The 21,085-nt window shown below is 53.9% G+C and carries 13 protein-coding genes and 1 pseudogene; 13 read left to right on the plus strand and 1 reads right to left on the minus strand.

The window, feature by feature from the left end:
- Nucleotides 1–54 precede the first annotated feature (54 nt).
- The 5 genes and pseudogenes from AACY50_RS07535 to AACY50_RS07555 all read left to right on the plus strand — a co-directional run bounded on the left by AACY50_RS07535 (nt 55) and on the right by AACY50_RS07555 (nt 3,478).
- Nucleotides 55–612: a Smr/MutS family protein gene (locus AACY50_RS07535; RefSeq protein ID WP_221733919.1), complete on the plus strand. Its 558-nt coding sequence runs from the start codon at nt 55–57 to the stop codon at nt 610–612.
- Between the two features lie 264 nt (nt 613–876).
- Nucleotides 877–2,070, plus strand: coding sequence for a hypothetical protein (locus AACY50_RS07540; RefSeq protein ID WP_339538401.1), 1,194 nt, complete (start codon nt 877–879; stop codon nt 2,068–2,070).
- A 132-nt stretch (nt 2,071–2,202) separates the two neighbouring features.
- Nucleotides 2,203–2,370 (plus strand): annotated as a pseudogene (locus tag AACY50_RS07545) (site-specific integrase); the annotation flags it as partial.
- 88 nt (nt 2,371–2,458) lie between these two features.
- Nucleotides 2,459–3,004 carry a GTP cyclohydrolase I FolE gene (folE, locus tag AACY50_RS07550; protein ID WP_010456659.1) on the plus strand — a complete coding sequence of 182 codons (546 nt, stop codon included), beginning with the start codon at nt 2,459–2,461 and terminating at the stop codon, nt 3,002–3,004.
- A gap of 102 nt (nt 3,005–3,106) precedes the next feature.
- A complete protein-coding gene (locus AACY50_RS07555; protein WP_339433862.1) occupies nt 3,107–3,478 on the plus strand; it encodes a glutathione S-transferase N-terminal domain-containing protein in 372 nt (123 codons plus the stop codon).
- Nucleotides 3,479–3,608: 130 nt separating this feature from the next.
- Here AACY50_RS07555 and AACY50_RS07560 read toward each other — a convergent pair whose 3' ends face one another.
- Nucleotides 3,609–4,775: an aminotransferase-like domain-containing protein gene (locus tag AACY50_RS07560; RefSeq protein WP_339466494.1), complete on the minus strand. Its 1,167-nt coding sequence runs from the start codon at nt 4,773–4,775 to the stop codon at nt 3,609–3,611.
- A gap of 82 nt (nt 4,776–4,857) precedes the next feature.
- Between AACY50_RS07560 and AACY50_RS07565 the strand changes: the two genes are divergently transcribed.
- The 8 genes from AACY50_RS07565 to AACY50_RS07600 all read left to right on the plus strand — a co-directional run bounded on the left by AACY50_RS07565 (nt 4,858) and on the right by AACY50_RS07600 (nt 21,073).
- Nucleotides 4,858–5,304, plus strand: a complete 447-nt coding sequence (locus tag AACY50_RS07565) for a MarR family winged helix-turn-helix transcriptional regulator (protein ID WP_339538402.1) — start codon at nt 4,858–4,860, stop codon at nt 5,302–5,304.
- Nucleotides 5,305–5,537: 233 nt separating this feature from the next.
- On the plus strand, nt 5,538–6,887 hold the full coding sequence (locus tag AACY50_RS07570; RefSeq protein ID WP_339433859.1) for an NCS2 family permease: 1,350 nt from the start codon (nt 5,538–5,540) through the stop codon (nt 6,885–6,887).
- A gap of 89 nt (nt 6,888–6,976) precedes the next feature.
- Nucleotides 6,977–7,606, plus strand: coding sequence for a LysE family translocator (locus tag AACY50_RS07575; RefSeq protein WP_339433858.1), 630 nt, complete (start codon nt 6,977–6,979; stop codon nt 7,604–7,606).
- A 136-nt stretch (nt 7,607–7,742) separates the two neighbouring features.
- Nucleotides 7,743–11,243: a calcium-binding protein gene (locus AACY50_RS07580; RefSeq protein ID WP_339433857.1), complete on the plus strand. Its 3,501-nt coding sequence runs from the start codon at nt 7,743–7,745 to the stop codon at nt 11,241–11,243.
- Nucleotides 11,244–11,638: 395 nt separating this feature from the next.
- The gene (locus AACY50_RS07585; protein WP_339538403.1) at nt 11,639–13,306 is read left to right on the plus strand and encodes a hypothetical protein; all 1,668 of its coding nucleotides are present in this window, start codon (nt 11,639–11,641) and stop codon (nt 13,304–13,306) included.
- 235 nt (nt 13,307–13,541) lie between these two features.
- Nucleotides 13,542–15,236 (plus strand): hypothetical protein, encoded by a 1,695-nt coding sequence (locus AACY50_RS07590; RefSeq protein WP_339538404.1) that lies wholly within the window; start codon nt 13,542–13,544, stop codon nt 15,234–15,236.
- Nucleotides 15,237–15,584: 348 nt separating this feature from the next.
- Nucleotides 15,585–17,294, plus strand: a complete 1,710-nt coding sequence (locus tag AACY50_RS07595; protein WP_339538405.1) for a hypothetical protein — start codon at nt 15,585–15,587, stop codon at nt 17,292–17,294.
- Nucleotides 17,295–17,521: 227 nt separating this feature from the next.
- Nucleotides 17,522–21,073, plus strand: coding sequence for a calcium-binding protein (locus tag AACY50_RS07600; protein ID WP_339538406.1), 3,552 nt, complete (start codon nt 17,522–17,524; stop codon nt 21,071–21,073).
- Nucleotides 21,074–21,085: the final 12 nt, after the last annotated feature.

Raw genomic sequence — 21,085 nt, forward strand, 5'->3', positions numbered from 1 at the left:
CCGGGCCGTTTTGTTTCGACTTGGGTAAACTGGCCGCCCTTCGCGGAGGCTGACATGCAAGACGACGATTTTTCCCTGTTCAAAAGTGCGATCCAAGGCGTCAAGCCGATCAAGCACGACCGCGCCGACACCGGCAAACCCAAAGCTGACCGCGCGCAGATCGCCAAATTGCGCCAGTCCGCTACCGTGCGCACCGACACCACCACCGTTGATGGCCTGTCCGATCAGTTCGTGATTGACGTCGGCCCGGAAGACGAGTTGATGTGGGCCCGCGACGGGGTACAGGAAAGTCAGATGCGCAAGCTCAAGGTCGGGCAGATTCCGTTCGAGGGCAGCCTCGACCTGCACGGCATGAACGTGGAAAAGGCCCGGGAAACCCTCTGGGCGTTTCTTGCCGAAGCGACCAAATTCGAAATCCGCTGCGTTCGCGTCACCCACGGCAAGGCCGTGCGCCTCGACGGCAAGCGGCCGATGATCAAAAGCCACGTCAACACCTGGCTGCGCCAGCACGCACAAGTGCTTGGTTTCTGCTCGTGCCAGGCCAGACACGGCGGGGCCGGCGCGGTTTATGTGATGCTTAAACGCACCATGATGGAAGGTCGCGACGAATAAAACCGTTACACCGGCTCATCGAAAGGGACATCGCTCCAGCCAGATCAGTAAACCATCTGATCATTCGCTCCCTCGCTGACGCCAATCAAACACCCTGTTTCGCTTGGCATTTTTTAAGTCGTCACCTAGCCAGGCAAGGATAAGAACAACGTCTGGCATGACCGCCCTGAAAACCCCTTGAGCTACCCTTCATTCGATCGACATCACTGGAAATGACGACGATCAGGCTCCAAGTGAGCACTTGATCATTCTGGAGCAACGTTAGTGATCAGCAATGCCGGCCTTATTCTTGTTTCAATCCTGGTCGCCTGTATTTTCTTCCACCCTCGCGTACTCAGAATGCGACTGTGGCGTGCCACGGTCACTCCTCTGGCCTCGATTATTGGATCTGGGTTTCTGGTCGTAGGTCCAATTCTGGCAAACACGTTTGGTAGCGCGGCCTGGCTCGCCATGGCGGCGCTTTGCTCTTTGGGTTACCTCTACGGGGCGGTGATGCGCCATAACATTCGTTATGTGCAACCCGGTTTGAAGTCGTTGCCTCCAACGTCTGTTTTCATTGAGCGAGCTTCTGATTTCGCATTGTCACTCGCCTATTTCGTATCTGTCGCTTACTACCTGAATCTGTTCGCTGCCTTCGGCATGCGAATCGTGGAGGTAGAAAGCCGACTGGCGGTGCAAATTGTCGCTTCAATCGCGATTGCCACTATTGGCGTGATTGGACTATCTGGCGGGCTCAGGGCGCTTGAGCGTATCGAGGTCTACGCCGTCGGCCTCAAGCTCTGCGTCATTCTCGGAATTTTCGCTGCGCTGATTTTGTTCGCAACCACCGGCCATACAATCTCTTCGCCTGTTGAGCCACAGGAAGGACTCGGAAAACTCCAGGTTCTATTGGGACTGATCGTACTGGTCCAAGGCTTTGAAACATCCCGTTATTTGGGCGCCGAATACGACACACAAACCCGGCTGCGGACAATGCGCTATGCCCAGTGGATATCAACATTTATCTACGTCGGGTTCGTTTTTCTCCTGACGCATTTATTTCACGGCAGCCCCTCCGCCGAAGGCGGGGAAACGGCGATTATCGACATGCTTGCCCCTGTCGGTGCCGCCGTCACCCCACTATTGATCGCGGCCGCCCTTGCGTCCCAATCATCGGCAGCCGTTGCCGATATGAATGGCGCTAGCGGACTGCTCGCTGAAGCGACGCACAAGCGCCTGTCTGTGAATGTGGGCAGCCTCGTGACTGCGCTTGTGGCAATCGGCATCACTTGGAGTGCTGGTATTTACGAAATCATCACGTATGCATCAAAGGCGTTTGTGATTTTCTACGCGTTGCAATCGCTACAGGCGCTGCTGTCGTCACTGGACCGTAAAGAACCTGGCAAAGCGGCGCTATTTGCCGTGGGGTTGCTGATCGCCATCGGTATAGTCCTGTTTGGAAAACCGGTCGCAAGCTAGGAAAACCGTTTGACGGCGATTCGTCGAACTACCGGCCCCGTTGTGCGATTTGATGCCGATCGGTTCCGTCTCTTTGAATTTGCCTGACAGTCCCGGGGGCTCGGCAAAGGCTTCAGGTTCACACCGGCCGATTTGAGGATTCGCGCCCGCCGGCAATACAACTGCCGACACACTTACGCTACCATGTGCCTCATGGCGGGTATGAACCCTGCGTTTATTGCCACTCAGCTCGGTCATAGCGTTCAGTAGTTGCTATCGACCTGCGCCCGATGGATCAACTCCAGCACCGACTGGGGTTAACTCGGACAGCTCGAAATCAGCTTGATTGGTACAAAATTGGTACAGACAGAAACAGTACCCCTCTGAAACCCTTATGGAATCAGCCTCTGTGACACTGGAACAGAACTACACCGCGATTCTCGGCCAACTGGGCGAGGACGTCTCCCGCGAGGGCCTGCTCGACACGCCAAAGCGTGCCGCCAAAGCCATGCAGTACCTCTGCCGCGGTTATGAACAGACGCTCGAAGAGGTCACCAACGGTGCCCTGTTCAGCTCCGATAACAGCGAAATGGTGCTGGTCAAGGACATCGAGTTGTACTCGTTGTGCGAACACCACCTGCTGCCGTTCATCGGCAAGGCGCATGTTGCTTATATCCCGAGCGGCAAAGTGCTGGGCTTGTCGAAGGTCGCACGGATCGTCGACATGTACGCCCGCCGCCTGCAGATTCAGGAAAACCTCAGCCGCCAGATCGCCGATGCGGTGCAGCAAGTCACCGGCGCGCTGGGCGTTGCCGTGGTGATCGAGGCCAAGCACATGTGCATGATGATGCGCGGTGTCGAGAAGCAGAATTCGTCAATGATCACTTCGGTGATGCTCGGCGAGTTCCGTGAAAACGCAGCCACCCGCAGCGAATTCCTCAGCTTGATCAAGTAATTGGCAACAGTAAAAAACCGGCGTTGATCGCCGGTTTTTTTTCGCCCGTGAAAAATCGGGTAAGCTGCGCGCCTTCTTCAATATCTCTGTGAGGCTTGTAACGTGTTCGTTAAAGCACTTCGTGTTGGCCTCGGCCAACTGATCATTTTCATCGATTTCATCACCCGCCCTGGCAAGAAAAACCGCCCCGCCGCCGCTCAGGCACAGGTGGAAGCGGCTGCGAAGGACCTGACGTTGTATCAGTTCCACGCCTGCCCGTTTTGCGTGAAGACCCGTCGCACTTTGCGTCGCCTCAATGTGCCGGTGGCGCTCAAGGATGCGAAAAACAACGAGCAGGATCGCCAGACACTGCTGGAACAGGGTGGCCGAATCAAGGTGCCGTGCCTGCGGATTGAAGAGAATGGCCAGACGACCTGGATGTATGAGTCCAAGGTGATCATTGATTATCTGGATAAGCGGTTTGCTGCGGCCTGAAGTTTTTGTGCCGTTCTGACTGACGCCTTCGCGAGCAAGCCCGCACATCGTTCAATGTATTTCCCCTTTGGGGTCGGGGTTGCTCGCGAAAAAGACCGCCCAGTCAGCACAAAAATCCAGACAAAAATGTTCAGGCCGCCCTGTCTCGTTGCGCCTGACGCACCACCGCCGCCAATCGCTTGAGCCCTTCATCCAGCCGTGCCGCGTCAATGTGGCTGAAGTTAAGACGCAAATGTCCGAGATTTTTATCGGGATCGGGAAAGAACGGCTCCCCTGGCATGAACGCCACATCATTGGCCAACGCCTCGTTAAGCAACGTGCGCGTGTCCAGCGGCTGTTTCAGCGTCAACCAGAAAAACAGCCCACCCTGCGGCGTGTTCCAGTCCGCCAGATCCGAAAAGTGCGTTTCCAGCGCTGACTGAAAGGCATCGCGCCGTTCTCGGTAAAAACCGCGCAACTCACTCAAGTGCTGCTGGTATTGCTCAGTGCCGATCCATTGCAGTGCTTGCCACTGACCGATGCGATTGGTGTGCAGATCCGCCGATTGCTTGAGCTTGAGCAGAGGCGCAAACAGATCCGGGCTGGCGATCAGGTAGCCGACACGCAAACCGGGTAGCAAGGTTTTCGAGACCGTGCCGGTGTAAATCCAACTGGAATTGCGCAGCCGTGCGGCAATCGGCTTGGCGCTGGCGCCGTCGAACGTCAGTTCGCGGTAGGGTTCGTCTTCGATCAATGTCACACCGAATTCATCGAGCAATGCGGCGACGGCTGCACGCTTGGCCTCGCTGTAGCGCACGGCGGATGGGTTCTGGAACGTCGGGATCAAGTAGATGAACGCCGGACGGTGTTGCTCCAGACGACTGCGCAATTGCGCCAGGTTCGGGCCATCGGACTCCTGCGGCACGGTCAGGCATTCGGCGCCAAACAATTGGAATATCTGCAAAGCGGCCAGATAAGTCGGTGCTTCCAGAAGAATCTCGGTGCCCTTGTCGATGTACAGCTTGGCCGCCAAATCAAGAGTCTGCTGGGAGCCACTGACCACCAGCACCTGACTCGCCTCACACGCCAAGCCTAGCGCCCTCGCCTCTGCGGCCAGGGCTTCGCGCAGCGCCGGCTCACCCTCGCTCATACCGTATTGGCCGAGGGACAGCGGCATGTCACCCCATTCGACTTTCGGCAACATGGCCTCGGCAGGCAGGCCGCCGGCGAATGACATCACTTCCGGACGCTGAGCGGCGGCGAGGATTTCACGGATCAAAGAACTTTTAAGGCGCGAGACACGTTCGGAAAAAGCCATGGAAGTCACCGGTAGCGAGGCATGTGAAAAATGAGTCAAACTTATTGACTGAAATTACGATAACCCGAGCGAGTACGTCAACATGATTGACCTTAAAAACCCAACCAGTCAGCAACAGGCCATGGAAGCGTTCTTCTTCGGTTATCAGGCCTTCACCGCCAAGGCTGATGAAATGCTTGAGCGCCGCGGGTTGTCTCGGGTGCATCAACGGATTGTGTTTTTCATCGCTCGTTATCCAAATTTGAGCGTCAAGGAGTTGCTGGCCTTGCTTGGGGTGAGCAAGCAGGCGCTGAACATGCCGCTGCGCCAGTTGCAGGAAATGCATCTGGTCGACAGCATGGCATCGCAGGCTGACAAGCGTAAGCGCCTGCTGGAATTGACGGCCGAAGGGAGGAAGTTCGAACAGTCGTTGCGCCGTGAGCAGGTGAAGTTGCTGGAGCGGGTGTTCGCCGAGGCTGGGGAGACAGCGGTGAATGGGTGGTTGGCGGTGAATCTGGCCTTGGGTGAGAGTCAGGCACATCTCCATTGAATCGTCTGGCTTGCTCGCGAAGGGCACGCAGTGGCGATATATCGCTATCGTCGGACCGTTCGTAAACAAAATCAAAAACAATATTTGCTTTATTTGTACACAAAAGCATAATCCACAGCGTGCGAGTTCCTGACCTTATGGTCAACAAATTCGCGTATGCCTCAAAGGGCCGCTGCCACCCCTCATGGGTCCGGCCCTGGAAATAACAATAAAACTCTTGAGGAGTACTCGCTGTGGAAAGCCGCAAATCCGAAGCATCGACGCTGGATCTCTCGCCGCCGTTACGCAATGGCCTGCTGGAGCGCCTGTTTAAACTCAGCTTGCATGGCACCACGGTGAAGACCGAGTTGATTGCCGGTCTGACAACCTTCATCACGATGGCTTACATCATCTTCGTCAACCCGAACATCATGGCCGATGCCGGGATTGACCATGGTGCGGCATTCGTCGCCACCTGTATCGCCGCTGCGCTGGGCTGCCTGTTGATGGGCCTTTACGCCAACTGGCCGGTGGGTCTGGCGCCGGGCATGGGCCTGAACGCTTTCTTCACCTACACCGTGGTCGGCACCATGGGCTACAACTGGGAAACGGCGCTGGGCGCAGTGTTCGTCTCAGGCGTGCTGTTCATGATCCTGACCTTCTCGCGGATTCGCGAATGGCTGCTCAACAGTATTCCTGTGAGCCTGCGCTTTGCGATGGGCGCAGGGGTCGGTCTTTTCCTTGGCCTGATCGGCCTGAAAACCGCAGGCATCGTCGTCGACAGCCCGGCCACGCTGATCAAACTCGGTTCCCTGCGTGAACCGGGCCCGCTGCTCGCCGCCATCTGCTTCCTGATGATCGCCATCCTCAGCTACCACAAAGTTTTTGGCGCGATCCTCATCAGCATCATCACCGTGACGCTGGCCGGTTGGGGCCTGGGCATCGTGCATTACGAGGGCATCATGTCGACGCCGCCGAGCCTGGCGCCGACCTTTATGGCGATGAACGTTGCCGGCGTGTTTAACGTCAGCATGATCAGTGTGGTGCTGGCCTTCCTCTTTGTGCACATGTTCGACACCGCCGGTACCCTGATGGGCGTTGCCCAGCGTGCCAATCTGGTCGGCGCTGACGGTCGCATCGAAAACCTCTCCCGCGCCATGAAAGCCGACAGTGCTTCCAGCGTTTTCGGTGCCGTGGTCGGTGTACCGCCTGTCACCAGCTATGTAGAAAGTGCTGCCGGCGTGGCCGCTGGCGGTCGGACTGGTCTTACCGCCGTCACCGTAGGTGTGCTATTTATAGCGGCAATGTTTTTCGCACCACTGGCTGGCATGATTCCCGCTTACGCCACCGCCGGTGCACTGATCTACGTTGCGATGCTGATGATGGGCGGCATGGCCCACATCGAATGGGACGAAGCCACTGACGCGATTCCTGCCATCGTCACCGCGATCATGATGCCGCTGACCTTCTCGGTCGCCGATGGTATCGCGCTGGGCTTCATCACTTATGTGGCGCTGAAGACCGGTACCGGCAAGTACAAGGAAATTTCCGTCAGCCTGTGGGTGCTCTGCGCGATCTTCATCGCCAAGTTCATCTTCTTGTAAGCGTTAAGCGGTTCTGGCTTCAAAACAGCCTCACCCTGGCGGGTGGGGCTTTTGCACATTCTTGAGTACAACAAAAAAGGAGGAAAGTGATGAGTCTGGAAACCTGGCTGCTGTTCAGCGGCGCTGCACTGGTGGTGATCCTGATTCCGGGGCCACTGTCGTTGCTGATGATCAGCAACAGCCTGAATTACGGTTTGCGGCGCTCTTACCCGGCGTTTCTCGGCGGCGTGATTGCTTCGATCTGTTTGCTCAGCGCATCCGCGCTTGGCTTGGGGGCCCTGCTACTGGCTTCGGAACAGTTATTCAGCGCGCTGAAAATCATCGGCGCATTTTACCTGTTCTATCTTGCCTGGCAGAGCTGGCAGCAGTCGCGCCAGCCTTCGACAGGCGCCGAAGTGCCACAAGCGACGGCTGTCCCACGTTTTCGTGCACTGTTCGGGCGCGCGTTCGTGCTGGGCGCGAGCAATCCGAAAGACATTCTGTTCTTCGCCGCGTTTCTGCCACAGTTCCTCAGCGCCGAACAGCCTTTCCTGCCGCAGTTACTGGTGATGATTGCAACCTGGACCTTGCTGGACCTGCTGTGCAAACTGGCCTACGGACTGGGCGCCCATGGTGCTGCGCGCTATCTGCGCAGCGGCAAGGGACAAAGTTGGTTCAACCGGATCAGCGCCGGTTTGTTCGGTAGTGCAGGAGCCGTATCGTTACTCAGCAGCCACTGAGATATTTAAAGGGCATTTCAACTTGCCGCGTCGGGCGAAATACAACGCAACAACCCATGGATGTACAACTCTAAAAAACAAAACCTAATATAACCGCGCTATTCGACAAATAATTGGGCAGAACAAGGATGTTCAAATGGCCACTTTTACACCGGATTCGTTCCAGCAAACTGACTCCGTAGTAATCACCGATATAGGCTTCCATGCCAATGAGCGCACAGCTTCGACCATCGATTTTGATGGCGAAATCGCCACCGCGAACAAACGCCAAACACAACAGCTGAAAATCGTCGACGATCTGTTCGGTCCACTTCATATCGGCTCTATTTCAATTACACGAGTTTCCCTGGACGTTTTGGGCGCAACGACGGGCGGACAACACCTGAATGGTCAGAACACTTTCTTTCGAACGCCCAAGCGCTCCTTCATCAACTCGTTACAGTTCAGCTCGCCCGATATAGAAACCCGAATGAAATCAACTACGGTCACGGAGGGCTACCTGTTGTCGTCGCTGCTGTTCGAAATTGCCAGCCGACGTCCATTAGACGCCCCGCCGATGCTTGGAAACAATCCCACGAGCGATGTTGATCAGGGTACATACCACAGCACACTTGCGAAACTTCTAGGCTCCGCGCAAAAACTCGATTTGCGTCATGCCTACCTGTCCAAGAGCAGCCCTCGCTGGGTGTCAATGATCAAGAGCGACTGCCTGCTCGGCTCAAGTGTCGGGATTCAAGCCTTTGGAATATTCATGGGTTTGCGCGGGGTGGTCGATGCGGTCAGAAACAGTGACACCGCGCAAGCCGTAATCAATAGCGCGGGCATCACCTCTGAAGTGGGCTCCATAACTGTAGACATGGCCGTGACTAAAATGGCCACGCAAATGATCAAGGTTGGCCAATTTGCCTACAAGGACTTCGCCAAAACCCGATTCGCCGTGAGATTGGGTCGTTCCGGTGGGTTGATCGGGGGAGCGCTGACGCTGCCTTTCGATTTACATGCCGCGGTCACATCCTTGACCGCTGCAGACAATGCAACCGGGAAAGAAGCGCTGGATCATTACATCAGTGCCGGTTTGAGCCTAACGAGTGCCGCCATGACCCTGATACTCGGCAGCGCAGCGATGGCAGGCTTTTCTTTTGCAGGTCCGGTCGGACTCGCGGCGGGAGCGATTCTGGCCATTGGCGCTCAGGCTTACGCTGCCGTAAGACTGGTGGACGATATTGACGATTACATCGAACTCACCACCAATGAGCGCTGGCGCACAGGCTGGTTCTCGTTCTGTTTCATGGATCCTGACGCCGATGTGCAGGATCGCTACAGCATTGCCAAAACCAGGGTCGAGCACTCCAGGAAAATGAAGGACGCGGCAAAGAAACTGCTGGATGGCGAGCTGAAGGACACCACCGAAGCCATCGTTCATGGTGCTTTTGAGGTCAACCTCAAGCCGACTCGGATATGGGCACGTAACTGGTGGACTAAACAAGACCGGTGGCAAACCGTCAATCTTCCACAAATAACAGGAGTCGATGACACCATTGACGCCCGCGAAGGTGTTAGCGGTGCCACTCCGGGCGCGCAACTGGGCTCCGCGGCAGAGCATAAAGCGGTCCTGTGGTTCATCAGTGACGGTAAAGACTCAATCCGAGGGGTTGAAAAAAAACCAAACGCCTTTTTTTACAAGACCGGAAGAAAAGAGCTGACAGGGGGGGACAAAGACGATCGATTCGTCTTCGAAGGCGCTGCCGATCGACTCAAGAATGTTTCCAGGGATGACCATTATTCGACATTGAAGGGCGGAGCAGGCAACGACACTTTGTCCCTTGGCGGCCTTTATAACCTTAGTGCTGCGGAGCAACCCGGGTATGACATCGACCTGGTGGCGGGGAGGCTCCAGGTAATCACCCCTGATCCATCGGCCGAAGGCGGAAAAAAACGTACGCTCCACAGCGTTCTGGAAAGTATCGAGAATGTTGAAACCGTCGCGCATGCCACAAGCACCGTCACCGGTACAGCACAACGCAACATCATCAAGTCCCGTGGCATCGACACCATCAGAGCTGGTGCAGGAAACGACCAGATTCATTTGATTCACAAAGGTGCAACGGCATCGGGTGAATCCGGAGCAGACGAGTATTTCATTGCCCATGAAGCGGGCTGCATTTGCATCATCGAAGACGGTAAGCAAGAAAGCGTCATTGTCTTGAATTGGCGAATGGATCTGATTGAAAGCTGGATCATCGAGAAGAGCGCGCTGGTCATCACTTCGAAATTCGATTTCCACGACAGGCCCAGAAGCAAGGTCATCATCCGTGACATCTACAAACGGCTCGGTGACGATTATCAATTAAAGAACAACAAACTCACCTTCATTACCGAGGACGGCTTTTATCTGGTACCTGAGCTTCCTGAATCAATCAAAAGCGAAAGACCCATCGACGTCGAGGTGGTCATCACCCGCAAAGGACGACCGCAAAGTCCGGTCATTCTTTACACATCCGATTGCATAATCCGGCACAACAACGATGCCAGCTATTACATTCCAAGAACTCAACAACACACCCGGTTTTACGCAGTAAAGCGTACCAACGCTGTCACCAGAATTTTTCTGGACTTCGCGAGTGATGAACTGACTAAATCAGAAGCACACTTCCTGGCGAGAATATCGGCAAAAAAACATGATCTGTTAATGGGTTGCGATCTGGTCTATTACTTTGGGAAAAAGACATTAACAATCAAGTTGTTCGCGCAGGCAAGGGGTGGAAACGATCCAATGAATAGCGTGAAAACGCTAAGAACCATGGCGCTCTACCCCGATCATCAATATGTTTTTGCATTCAGTGACGGCGTCGCTTTCAATGCTCATCTCACACTGAAAACTGACGTGCCTCCCGTGGCTGCAAACTATAAGGTGTACGCATTCACGAAGTGGAAAACCCGGATCCCTCTTCCAGAGCAATACCGCGCAGGTCTTTACCTGTTTGAACTTCCCGTGAACGAAGCCTATCAACTGAGCGCCAGATCCGCCTGCGCCACGCTGACGTCTTATCCTGAACAAACCGCGATCGAAAGTCTGCTAGGTGACGGGGCGACATATCTGATCCATCTCGCGGCAGACCTAATAATCAGAATCGCTACGCCAGGCGCACTGGCAAAGGCCAACAACAGATTGCGCTTTTCGTCCACGTGGGAGTTCGATGCCAGCGCACTGGGCAATGTCGAAATAAAACTGGAGAAAAATCAACTGCAGATTGGAACGTGTACGGTCTATCTACCAGACTACGACAGTGAAGATCTTGTCGATCAAGTGCGTGTCGTCACTGCGAAAGGCATTGTCAAAACTGTCGACCTCTCCTTCGACACAATTTATTTCGATGGCCTCGATGCCAGATTTTTCGAAGCCCCCGACGACTGGGCCACAGCGTTGCCCGAAGAATTCATCGCCATTGCCGACAAGGACATCAGGGTCAGACATATCAGTGTGATCGACAATCGAGCCGGAATACTCAGCTATAGCTTTGCCAGACGCCGTTGGCTGCTGGACAGCGAAGTTGTTGATTACGCGAAACTGCAGGTCTTGAATCGCTGCACCCATCAGACACCGGGTCTATCAACGCCAGGTTTCGCCATAAATTAGCCTGCCCCACCAACACACAAAAATCGATTTAAAACCGACAACTTATTGCGCACTCGGCGGTTGAAGCGCTCAGGCATTACCGCGCGTTGATCGGCTGCGCCTGAACGCCACGAAAAGGCAGTTTCTCCCGCTTTCAAAAAATCCAATGGATGGAATAAACCTATATGATCAAGCCAACAAAAAAAGCGCCTGTTACTACAACTGGATCCGGTACTACGAGTACAACAAGTACAACAAGTACAACGACCCGATCTGTGGACTATCTCTCAGATAACCGCGGTACAACACACCTTCCGGACGTATACCTGCCTGGCATCGATTCAACGTCCGCACAGCACTTTCCGAATATCTCTCAAGACGCCACCTCTCGTGTAGCCAACGTCACAGTGAGCAGGATGCCCGGTGCCGAACTTGATAGCTACATCACCGCTCGCAGCCAGATTGCCTGGCCTCAAAGCCGATTCAACGAGTTGGTGCCGCTTGCAGACAACACAGGATTGTTCACTGGGCCGGATCTGCGAACCTACGCCCAGATCGGAACAGAGGGCCAGTTCGTTGTAGAACAGAATCGGCAAGGACAATATTACGTTCCACTCTCCTTTGCACCGGGCGTTCCAGGCCCGATTCTGACGAAAAATCAAGGCCAGGCCAGTTGGCGCATCGAACAACCGGGCTGGCAACTTACTCGGACTTCGGGCGCTGAAGCCGTAAAACCGCAAACACCGTCCTACCTTTCACCAGAAAACGCAGCAAAGCTGAGCAAAGCTGAACTCTCAGCGAACGGAATCCGCTACAACAAGCTCAAACAGACCTATGTCGATACGGCAGAAGGAACCGTCATGGTGCGTCAAAACGCCGATGGCGAATATCAGCAAGCCTTTGCCACGACAAGTGACTCACCCGCCATTTTTTTTGAACACATTCCCGGGACAAAACTCTGGCGCCGAAAAGCGCAGAGCACGACAACAGACGAAAGCTTCGCACCAGACCCTCTTCGCGCCGTCGCCGAATTTGACGAACCCTCGCCCGGCCCGAGCAAGCGACCGCGACTCAATGAGCCCGAGGACTCTACACCGCCGGCGAACGACAACAGTGCCTCATCGGTCCAGACACCCTACTTCTGGTTACCATGGGGCGATCTGAACCCACCATCATCCGCAGATTCCATCCAGCTCGGCTGGCTCCATTATCCCATCGTGCCCATCGGCTCTGCCCCCAACAGCCTGCCCAAAGTGTACTTTCTACAGCACCCCGAATTTGTTCCGACACATTTCGATGCTTTTGAGCAGATGCTGCAAACAAATCCCGAACGCCAACCGGTGGCAACGTTTCGTATCGGTACCGAGCCGGGGGAAATCCGTCCCGGTAAACGTTTTTTTGAAAAGCCCCTGTCGCAATCCGTAGCCGATACATTTCCGGACTTCTCTGATTTCACTTCGCGGGCCGTCGCCAGGAAACTGTTTGAACTCTCCGATAACTCGCCCACCATCACAGGCACCGGACTGATCAACATTCAGGCTGTCTTGCACCAGTGGAACCAAAAACCGTTTCCCACCGCACCCGCTTACGCAGATCCGATGAACATGCTGCCCGTGGTGACATCCGTTGATATCGGAAACAAAAGGATCCTTCCGCTGCGCCCCCAGGGTGATGGAGATTTACAACGGCTGACCTTCGATCCAACACACTTTCCGGTCGAATGGCGTCACTACCTGACCTATCCAAGCGACCTCAATCTCAGACGCCTCGTCGGCGCATTGCTGGTTCGCAGCGGCTACGACATCTTTCCCCTGACATATGAACACCGCAGTCCTACGTTGGTATTCAGACTCACAAATCATCAAGAGGTCTTTTATCTCAAACTGGGAACGGTCGGAGATCCAGGTCTATCGCATACCCCGGGCAACGAACTCGCTGATCCGAATTTGCCACAAAGAATCGGCAGTGCCGCCTTGCTCGCTCTTCAGACCGCCGAGGCCCAAAACAAAGTGGTCTGGCTGGTAGGCGGGGTGGCGAAGGTTGCGTCGAATCCGGTAGCGGTGGTCATTATTAGAGAGCGCTGACTGTCGTTCTCCCCTCGCCCGCCAACGGCGAGGGGAGCGTCATATCGGCCCTCTACAAACCGGTAATGCCTTGCATCATTGTTTTTGGATCAAGACATATATACCGCACGCGCTGACGCCATTTTACTGAACATCGCTCCCTTGAAGACTCGCCGCAGGCAACCTCGCAGTTGCGCTTCTATTGCCCGGCGCGTCCTTTCGGATAAATGAATCCACAATTCATCGGAGCAACGCAATGTTAAAGCCATCCAAGAAAACGCCAGGCTCGCCTTCACCGCAGACGTCTACGACAACACCAAGAAGCCCGTCGCCGCTTACAGGTACCCACAGCGACCCCACCTTATCCGTCTCAGGCGCTGTAGGTGGGGATCCGATATCGACTGCCCACTCATCCATCGCCTCGCCAGGGACATCCATCCCGCGCGCCAGTGTCATCATCAATCGCCTGCCAGATCCACAGCCCTCGCGGCACACTGCAACCGTGGCGCGAACCCAGGACACACCACCCCCCCATCAGGTTCCGGTTGTCGATACGTCGCTTGGCGACAGGCCAAAGCATCCGGTATTCATCGATGACAAATCGGCCGCCCAACTGAAAAGAAATCCAGCCACATCGGAAGGCATCCGCTACGACAAGTTCAAAAAGGCGTATGTCGAAATGGAAGGAGGAATCGTCATGGTGCGCAAAGACAAGGGCGGTTACCGCCAGACCCACGCAGGGGAATCGAGCCCGTCCGGTGAATGGGTTGAACAAATTCCCGATACAACCCTCTGGCGCCAAATTGAACCTGTCAACACCCCCTCGAAACGCCCTCTCCCTGAGATTGATCAAGCCCTTGCCGACACGCCCGAAGTAACGGCGGGCCCAAGTAAACGCTTCCGTGTGTCGGATGAAACCCATGTCGCGACCGATGCCGGTGCACTGGTGCAGAATCTTTTTCATCAACAAACGAGCGCACTGGACTTGTCCTTGGGCCAATGGAAAAACTGGGGAAAATCCATAGGACCGGAGACAGGCGAGTCTGTCGAAATAGACGGTCAGCACTATGTGATCGTAAGCCAAGGTTTACGCCCAGAGACCGGACTGGTCTATTTGCAACATCCAGCATTCGTACCTGATCACTTCGACGCATTCGAAAACATGTTGCGCGATGAGCCTTCGCGCCAACCAAAATGGGCGCTGAAACGGGATGGCCAATGGAAAGTTCTGGATAACCATCCGCCGTTTACCAAACCCTTGACGCAATACGTCTGCGACGCTTTCAACTATCTGTCGGAACATTCGGCCAGCGCTGTCGCCCGAGCCGTATTTACGCGAGCCAGCCGACCTGAAGGGATCAACGCCCATGGAATCTCGGTGATGGCCCTGACACTCCGTCACTGGACAGACCGGGTCACTAACGAGAAAGTCTTGCACAGTCTTTCCGATCCGTTGGTGATGTTGCCAAAGCTGCAAACACAGCCCTCCCCTCTCGTGCCGGGCGGATTGCTAACTCTGCCTGCCCGAGGCTCCGATCTTCTGCAGCGCTTGGACTTTGATCCACAGCGCTTTCCCCAGGAATGGGGCACCTACACGGCCGCACCGACCAGCGCCGGTTTGCATAACTTGTTCAGCTTCGTCCTGCAACAGAGCGGCTATAGCATCAACCCTTCCACGCGGCAGCACAGCGAAGACGCTTTGATATTTCACCGGCAAGGTGTTGCCGCGGTGTTCGTATTAAAACTTCCAGGCTTCACCGGCGATACTGTTCCTCGTAGCACGACTGCTGGTTCAGAACTCACTAATCCAGTGTTTCGAAACAAACTAAAGTCGCCGGAGAAAGAAAAACTGGACAGTTATCTTGCACAAAACGAAATCGTCTATTTAATCGGCGGCGTACAAGAATCAACCCCTTACACACCAACGCTCTTTGTCGTGAGGGAGGGATGAAACTCGCTATTTAGCGCGAATGCTTTACTGCAATCGGCCAAACGTCTTGATTATTTTTTAGTGGCCGCTTTATGGCGCTAGCCCTCAGCGCCGCATCGAACAATACGCACCTTATATTTAAATAGAGAGAATATATTAATGGCCAAACCACCGAAGCCTGTGCACGGTATAGCTGCGCCCCATACACCTCCAACGCCCAGAAGTCCTTCGCCGGGCACTCTGGAAAGTAATCGGCTGAACTTCGATAGCGCGTTCTGGAGAGTGCCGGGGGACAATCAAACGCCCACAATTCCCTCTCATGGTTATACCGGGAGCTCTTCGCCGCCGCCTTCTGTAAGGGTCAGCGAAATGCCTGATACCCGCCCGAAAACCGTTAGTACCGTTCTACGCTCGATTACGTGGCCTGCCGATCGGTTGCACATGTTGAATCCTCTCGGATCTGACAGCGGTCTTTTCACCAGTCCGGATGGCAAGCTCTATGCTCACGTCGAAAATGAGGGGCATATCCTTGTCCAGCGCCAGGGCGACGGCCGATATCAAGTGCCTTTCGACTTCATGCCGACGCTGCCTGGCCCTTTCCTGAACAAATCCGAGCGCCAGCCGACCTGGACCTTCGAACGCCCGGACTGGCTGACCAACGATTCCGAGGCGGACAGACCACATACCACCGCTGATGCCCCCCGGCCGCCAGAAGCACCGGTATTCCTGAACCCTTGGGACGCGGCCCAACTCTCTCCCGCAGAGAACACGCCGGACGGAATCAGACATGACAAACATCGCAAAACCTACGTTGACACGGTAGACGGAACGGTCATGGTGCGTAAAAACGCCGCCGATGAGTATCAGCAAGCATTCGCGACGACAACCTACTCGCCGGATATCTATTTTGAACAGATCCCCGGAACGAAAATCTGGCGTCGCAAAGCCCCTGAAACCGATCCCGTACCAGAGCGTTCGCAGCAAGACAGGCGTCGCCTTCCAACCGACACTGAAGAACCGATACCGGGCCCAAGTAAGCCACCGCATCTGGATGATGCCCCTCACCAGACACAAACGTTGACCGAGCGCCTGCTGTCAGCCAACCCGCAAGCCATTAATCTGTCTTATGGGCTGTGGCGCAACTGGGGAAAAAGAATTCAACCGCAACTGGGCCAACACATCGAGATAGACGAGCTTTATTATCGCATTGTCCAGCAGACGCTCAATTCCGACTCGCGGCTCGCCTATTTGCAACATCCTTTGTTTTCGCCCGCGTTGTATGACGCCTTCGAATACATGCTCCGCGACAATCCGTCTTTGCAACCAAAGTGGGCGATCAAAAGAAATGATCGGTGGATTGTCCTGGACCGGCGTTTCCCTTTTGAAATGCCCATCACTCAATATATTTCCCGGACGTTCAGATACTTGTCGGATCAGTCTGTAAGTTTTCTTGCCCGGGCCATATTCAATCAGGCAAATCGATCCGAAATCATCACCGCTCATGGGTTGGCCGTCTTGAACCAGACATTTAGCTACTGGACGGACAGGAGCTTCCTGCAACCCCCGCGACGCGAACTCGCTGACCCCTTGTTGATGTTGCGCGACCTCTTCAGCGAACAAGGCAGAGGCCACGGTACATCATTGGCAATTCCTTCGGTATTGGGAGAGGGCCTGCAGCGTCTGGATCTCGATCCAGGACGATTCCCCCACCACTGGAACGCGTATGCAAAGGCGCCTGCAATATCCAGCTTGCGATTGCTGTTCAGCCATGTGCTGGAGGATGACGGTTATGTCATCAGTTCCACATTTGAGCCGCACAGCGAGGATGTTTTGCTGTTTCACCGGGAAACAATAGACGCGGTATTCGTATTGAACCTTCCCGACATTATCGGTGGGAGGCTAAAGCGCCCCATCGCCCCGGGGTTGACACTGACCTCTGCCATGTTGCAGACCCGGATCGGTCAGCAACAGCACCCTCTGGCCAGTTACATGGATGCAAACAAAATTGTCTATCTGCTCGGAGGTGTTCAAACTGATGCTCTGGGGCAAACAACGCTGTTCATCATAAGAGAGCGCTGATCAGAACGATTAAGCGACCCGCCCGGCAGAAAACACATAACACTAAATCTGCGTCATATCCTTCCAGACCACGCTTGCGAAAAACAGCGCACGATCGTCAGCTGCTGCGAAAAAAACAAAAAACAAAAAACAAAAAACAAAAAAACTTATTGCATCAAATACCAGCTTTACCGCAGCAGCGCCCAGCGATACTTTTCAAGTTAAACATCACCAACAAGGAAGTTTAGATGTCAACGCCCATCCCGGTTGAAAAAACCTACCCACAAGATGACGCTATCGCCGTTTTCGATATGGGAATTCATGCCAACGAACGAACCGCCTCGACGATGGACTTCGAAGCTGACATCGACAACGATGGTAATAATACGACGCCCGAGAACAGTCGACGTAAACCCGGTCAACTCAAGATGCTCGACGATCTGTTCGGCCCTTTTAAAATAGGCCCCTACACAATAACTCGACGCGGCCTGGATGCTTTGGGTGCGACTATTGATGGTCAACCGCTGACTGGCCATAACACTCAGTTTCGTACACCCCCTCGATCATTCGTAAACTCCCTGCAACTGAGCTACCCCGAAATCGAGAAACGCATGAAAATTTCTACTTTCGGCGGTGACTATCTACTCCCCTCACTGCTGTTCGAGATGGCCAACTTGCGCCCGCCCACTGCTCCTCCGGTAATAAGAGAAGAAGCCGGTGTGAAAGTCGAGGAAGGTGGCTACCACAAAAAAATGTCTCGGCTTCTGAACTCGGCCCAAAATCTTGATCTGCGAGTGGCTTACTCAAAAAAGAAAAGCAGTCCAAGCTGGATCATCATCAAAAATCATTCCACCGTCGGCGCAAGCGTAGGTATTCAGGCCTTCGGCATCTTCATGGGCATTCGGGGTATTTACGATGCCGTCCAGAAGAATGAGAAGGATGAAATCATTTTCAACAGTGTCGGTGTCGGGGTGGAAGTCGGGTCGATTGTCACGGACATTGCCCTCACCAAAGCCTGGCAGCGCATGCTTGAGGCTGGCAATGGTGCGATGAAGGACTTCGTCAAAACCAGATCCGGAATCAGATTGAGCCGCTCAGGCGGGCTTGCTGGGGGAGCGCTGACGTTACCGTTCGATATCTATAGCGCAGTCAAAGAGTTCAATGCCGCCAGCAATAAAACCGGCAAAGAAGCCATGGATCATTACGTCAGCGGAGGTTTGAATGTTGCCAGTGCTGCCATGACCGTCATTCTGGGGGCCGCCGCCATGGCCGGCTTCTCTGCCGCAGGCCCCGTCGGCCTTGCATGTGGTCTATTCATGGCCATCGGCTCACAAATCTACGGGGCAGTTCGTGTGGTTGACGAAATCGACGACTACATTGAGCTGACCGCTGAGGAGCGCTTGCGTACCGGATGGTTCTCGTTTGTGCCGTTGATGGAAATCGATCAAGACATCAAGAATCGCTACGAACTTGCCAAAGCAAAAATCGAAACTGCCAAGCGGTTGCATACGGCAGCCAGAAACATGCTTGACCAGACACATAAGGACACCACTGAGGCCATCGTACATGGCAACTACGAAGACAGACTGAAGAAAAGAAGAGTGCAAGCAAGAAAATGGGGGCTGGATATCATGCCGATCGTCTACGTACCTGAAGTAGTGGGTCTGGCCGATACGATTGATGCACGAAACGGCGTCACCGCGCAAACGCCCGGCGCAGTACTCGGCTCCCCAGGGGAAAATAAAGGTGTTATCTGGCTGATGGGTGAGGGAGACGACACGATTATCGGGGTCGAAAAAAAACCCAATAACTTTTGTTACGGATCGGGGACAAAGAATCTGACAGGGGGTGATAAAGATGACAAATTCGTCGCCGAGAATGCGGCTCAAGTGCTCGAAAGCAATATCGAAAGTGCTGAGTTTTCCACACTTAAGGGTGGTGCAGGCAGCGACACGTTGATTCTTGAGGGCGAACAGTTGTTTCGTACATCCGGTCGGGGCATCGATGTCGACCTGTCGGCGGGCACCTTGCGGGTCTTCACACCCGGTCCGGAACCGTGGATTGAAGGCTCAAAAAAATATTCCTTGAAAGCACAACTCGACAGTATTGAAAATGTGGAAACCCTGCCAGGCGGAACGAGTATTGTCACTGGCACGGATGAATCCAATGTAATCAAGTCCAGAGGCAATGACAAAATCTACGCCGGTGCGGGTAATGACCAAATTTACCTGCAGGGTGGTGGGTCCGCATTCGGCCAATCCGGAGCGGATTTTTATTATGTGGCGCTGGCGGAGGGCTCAGTAGGCATTACAGAAGATGGTGTTGAGGAAAGTATTATCTCGCTGGGCTGGAGAATGGATCATATTGAGAAATGGGAATTGCGCAGGCACCGTCTCATTATCATATTAAAGTTCGATTTTCATTATGGGCGCCGCTACAAGGTATGCATCGATGACGTTTACAAAGAGTCTGGCGAACATCGAGCCCTGAAAAACAACAAACTGACCATTATTACCAGGGATGGTTATTATCTGAAGCCTGACCTTCCTGAAACAATAGAACACTACAACCCCATTGAAATCAAAGCCGAAATCATCAAAGCCGGCCGCCCGGAGAACACGGTCATCCTCCACAAATCCCTGTGCAGTGTTCCTACCGACCGCAACACACACTATTACGTTCAGCGTTTTAACTCACACACTCAATTCGTAACCGAACGCAACCCCAGCTCTTATTACGGCACTCGTATATTCCTCGACTATGACAGTTCCGAATTGACGAGCGCCCATGTGGCATTTGCGACAACACCATCCATAGAGATGAACAAGGCAGCCGACAAAAACAAAGTCAACGTTTCATGTGATTTCCTGTTTTACTTTGGAAAAAATCTGCTGCAGATTTCCGGATTTGGACAATATACGGAAACCACACTCGACGCCGCACTCAAACAAGCCATGGAAAAAGTGTCCATTCATGGATACATGCTGGTGTTCAGGGATGAAAAAGCCCACACCCTTAACCTTGAGAAACAATACGCCATCCCACCGAAACACTATAAGCATAGCGTCAGCGGAAATACGCTTACCAGCCACGACTACCGTTTTCCGTTACGAATGAAAGACGATGCAGTTTTTGAACTTCCCGAAACCGAGACGCTGGAGGTGGACCGTTTGGTTCGTTGCGCCACGGTACTACCTGTGAGCGAACAGATAGCCATCGACAACATAGAGGGTGCGGGAGGCGTCCATATTCTTCATCTGTCTGACAATAGAGTTTTACGAGTTTCGACTCCCGGCGGGCTGGCCAACGCCAAAGACAGGTTGAGAAACTCGACGACCTGGGAACTTGATGCCACTGAACTCAGCGAATTCACAATCAGCCTGGCAAATAACAAACTGTATATTGGAACGACTACGATTCATGTACCTCAATATTCGCATCCCGAAGACCTTATTGACGAAATCCTCGTGATTGCGCCAATGGGCGTCATTTATACCGTCAATCTCATTTTTGAAAATTTTTCCATTATCGGTCTGGACGCTCGTTTTTTTGTGCCACCAGTCGATGCTGAAACCGAGCTTCCCAAGGAACTTTCTGCCATTAAACAACGCGAACTCCCGGTCAAGCACATTGCAATGAATGATGGCAGTACCGGAAAACTAAAATTCAACATACCGGAGCGCAAGTGGATTCTAGACAGCAATAAGTCTCAAAAAATAAGTTACTCCGACCTGAAAGTATTTAATCAATGCCCCCATCAGACTCCAGATCTATTCAAGATTTCACTGCCTGATCATTGATACTGATGTTCT

It is taken from the genome of Pseudomonas sp. RA_15y_Pfl2_54 (genome assembly GCF_963971015.1).
In the GTDB taxonomy this organism is placed as follows: domain Bacteria; phylum Pseudomonadota; class Gammaproteobacteria; order Pseudomonadales; family Pseudomonadaceae; genus Aquipseudomonas; species Aquipseudomonas baetica_A.

Bases quoted from the DNA above. Each gene is read 5' to 3' on its own strand.
- AACY50_RS07585 (WP_339538403.1), top strand. From the start codon at position 11,639: ATGCCCGGTGCCGAACTTGATAGCTACATCACCGCTCGCAGCCAGATT.
- AACY50_RS07595 (WP_339538405.1), top strand. From the start codon at position 15,585: ATGCCTGATACCCGCCCGAAAACCGTTAGTACCGTTCTACGCTCGATT.
- AACY50_RS07575 (WP_339433858.1), top strand. From the start codon at position 6,977: ATGAGTCTGGAAACCTGGCTGCTGTTCAGCGGCGCTGCACTGGTGGTG.
- AACY50_RS07535 (WP_221733919.1), top strand. From the start codon at position 55: ATGCAAGACGACGATTTTTCCCTGTTCAAAAGTGCGATCCAAGGCGTC.
- AACY50_RS07560 (WP_339466494.1), bottom strand. From the start codon at position 4,775: ATGGCTTTTTCCGAACGTGTCTCGCGCCTTAAAAGTTCTTTGATCCGT.
- AACY50_RS07580 (WP_339433857.1), top strand. From the start codon at position 7,743: ATGGCCACTTTTACACCGGATTCGTTCCAGCAAACTGACTCCGTAGTA.
- AACY50_RS07600 (WP_339538406.1), top strand. From the start codon at position 17,522: ATGTCAACGCCCATCCCGGTTGAAAAAACCTACCCACAAGATGACGCT.
- AACY50_RS07590 (WP_339538404.1), top strand. From the start codon at position 13,542: ATGTTAAAGCCATCCAAGAAAACGCCAGGCTCGCCTTCACCGCAGACG.
- AACY50_RS07565 (WP_339538402.1), top strand. From the start codon at position 4,858: ATGATTGACCTTAAAAACCCAACCAGTCAGCAACAGGCCATGGAAGCG.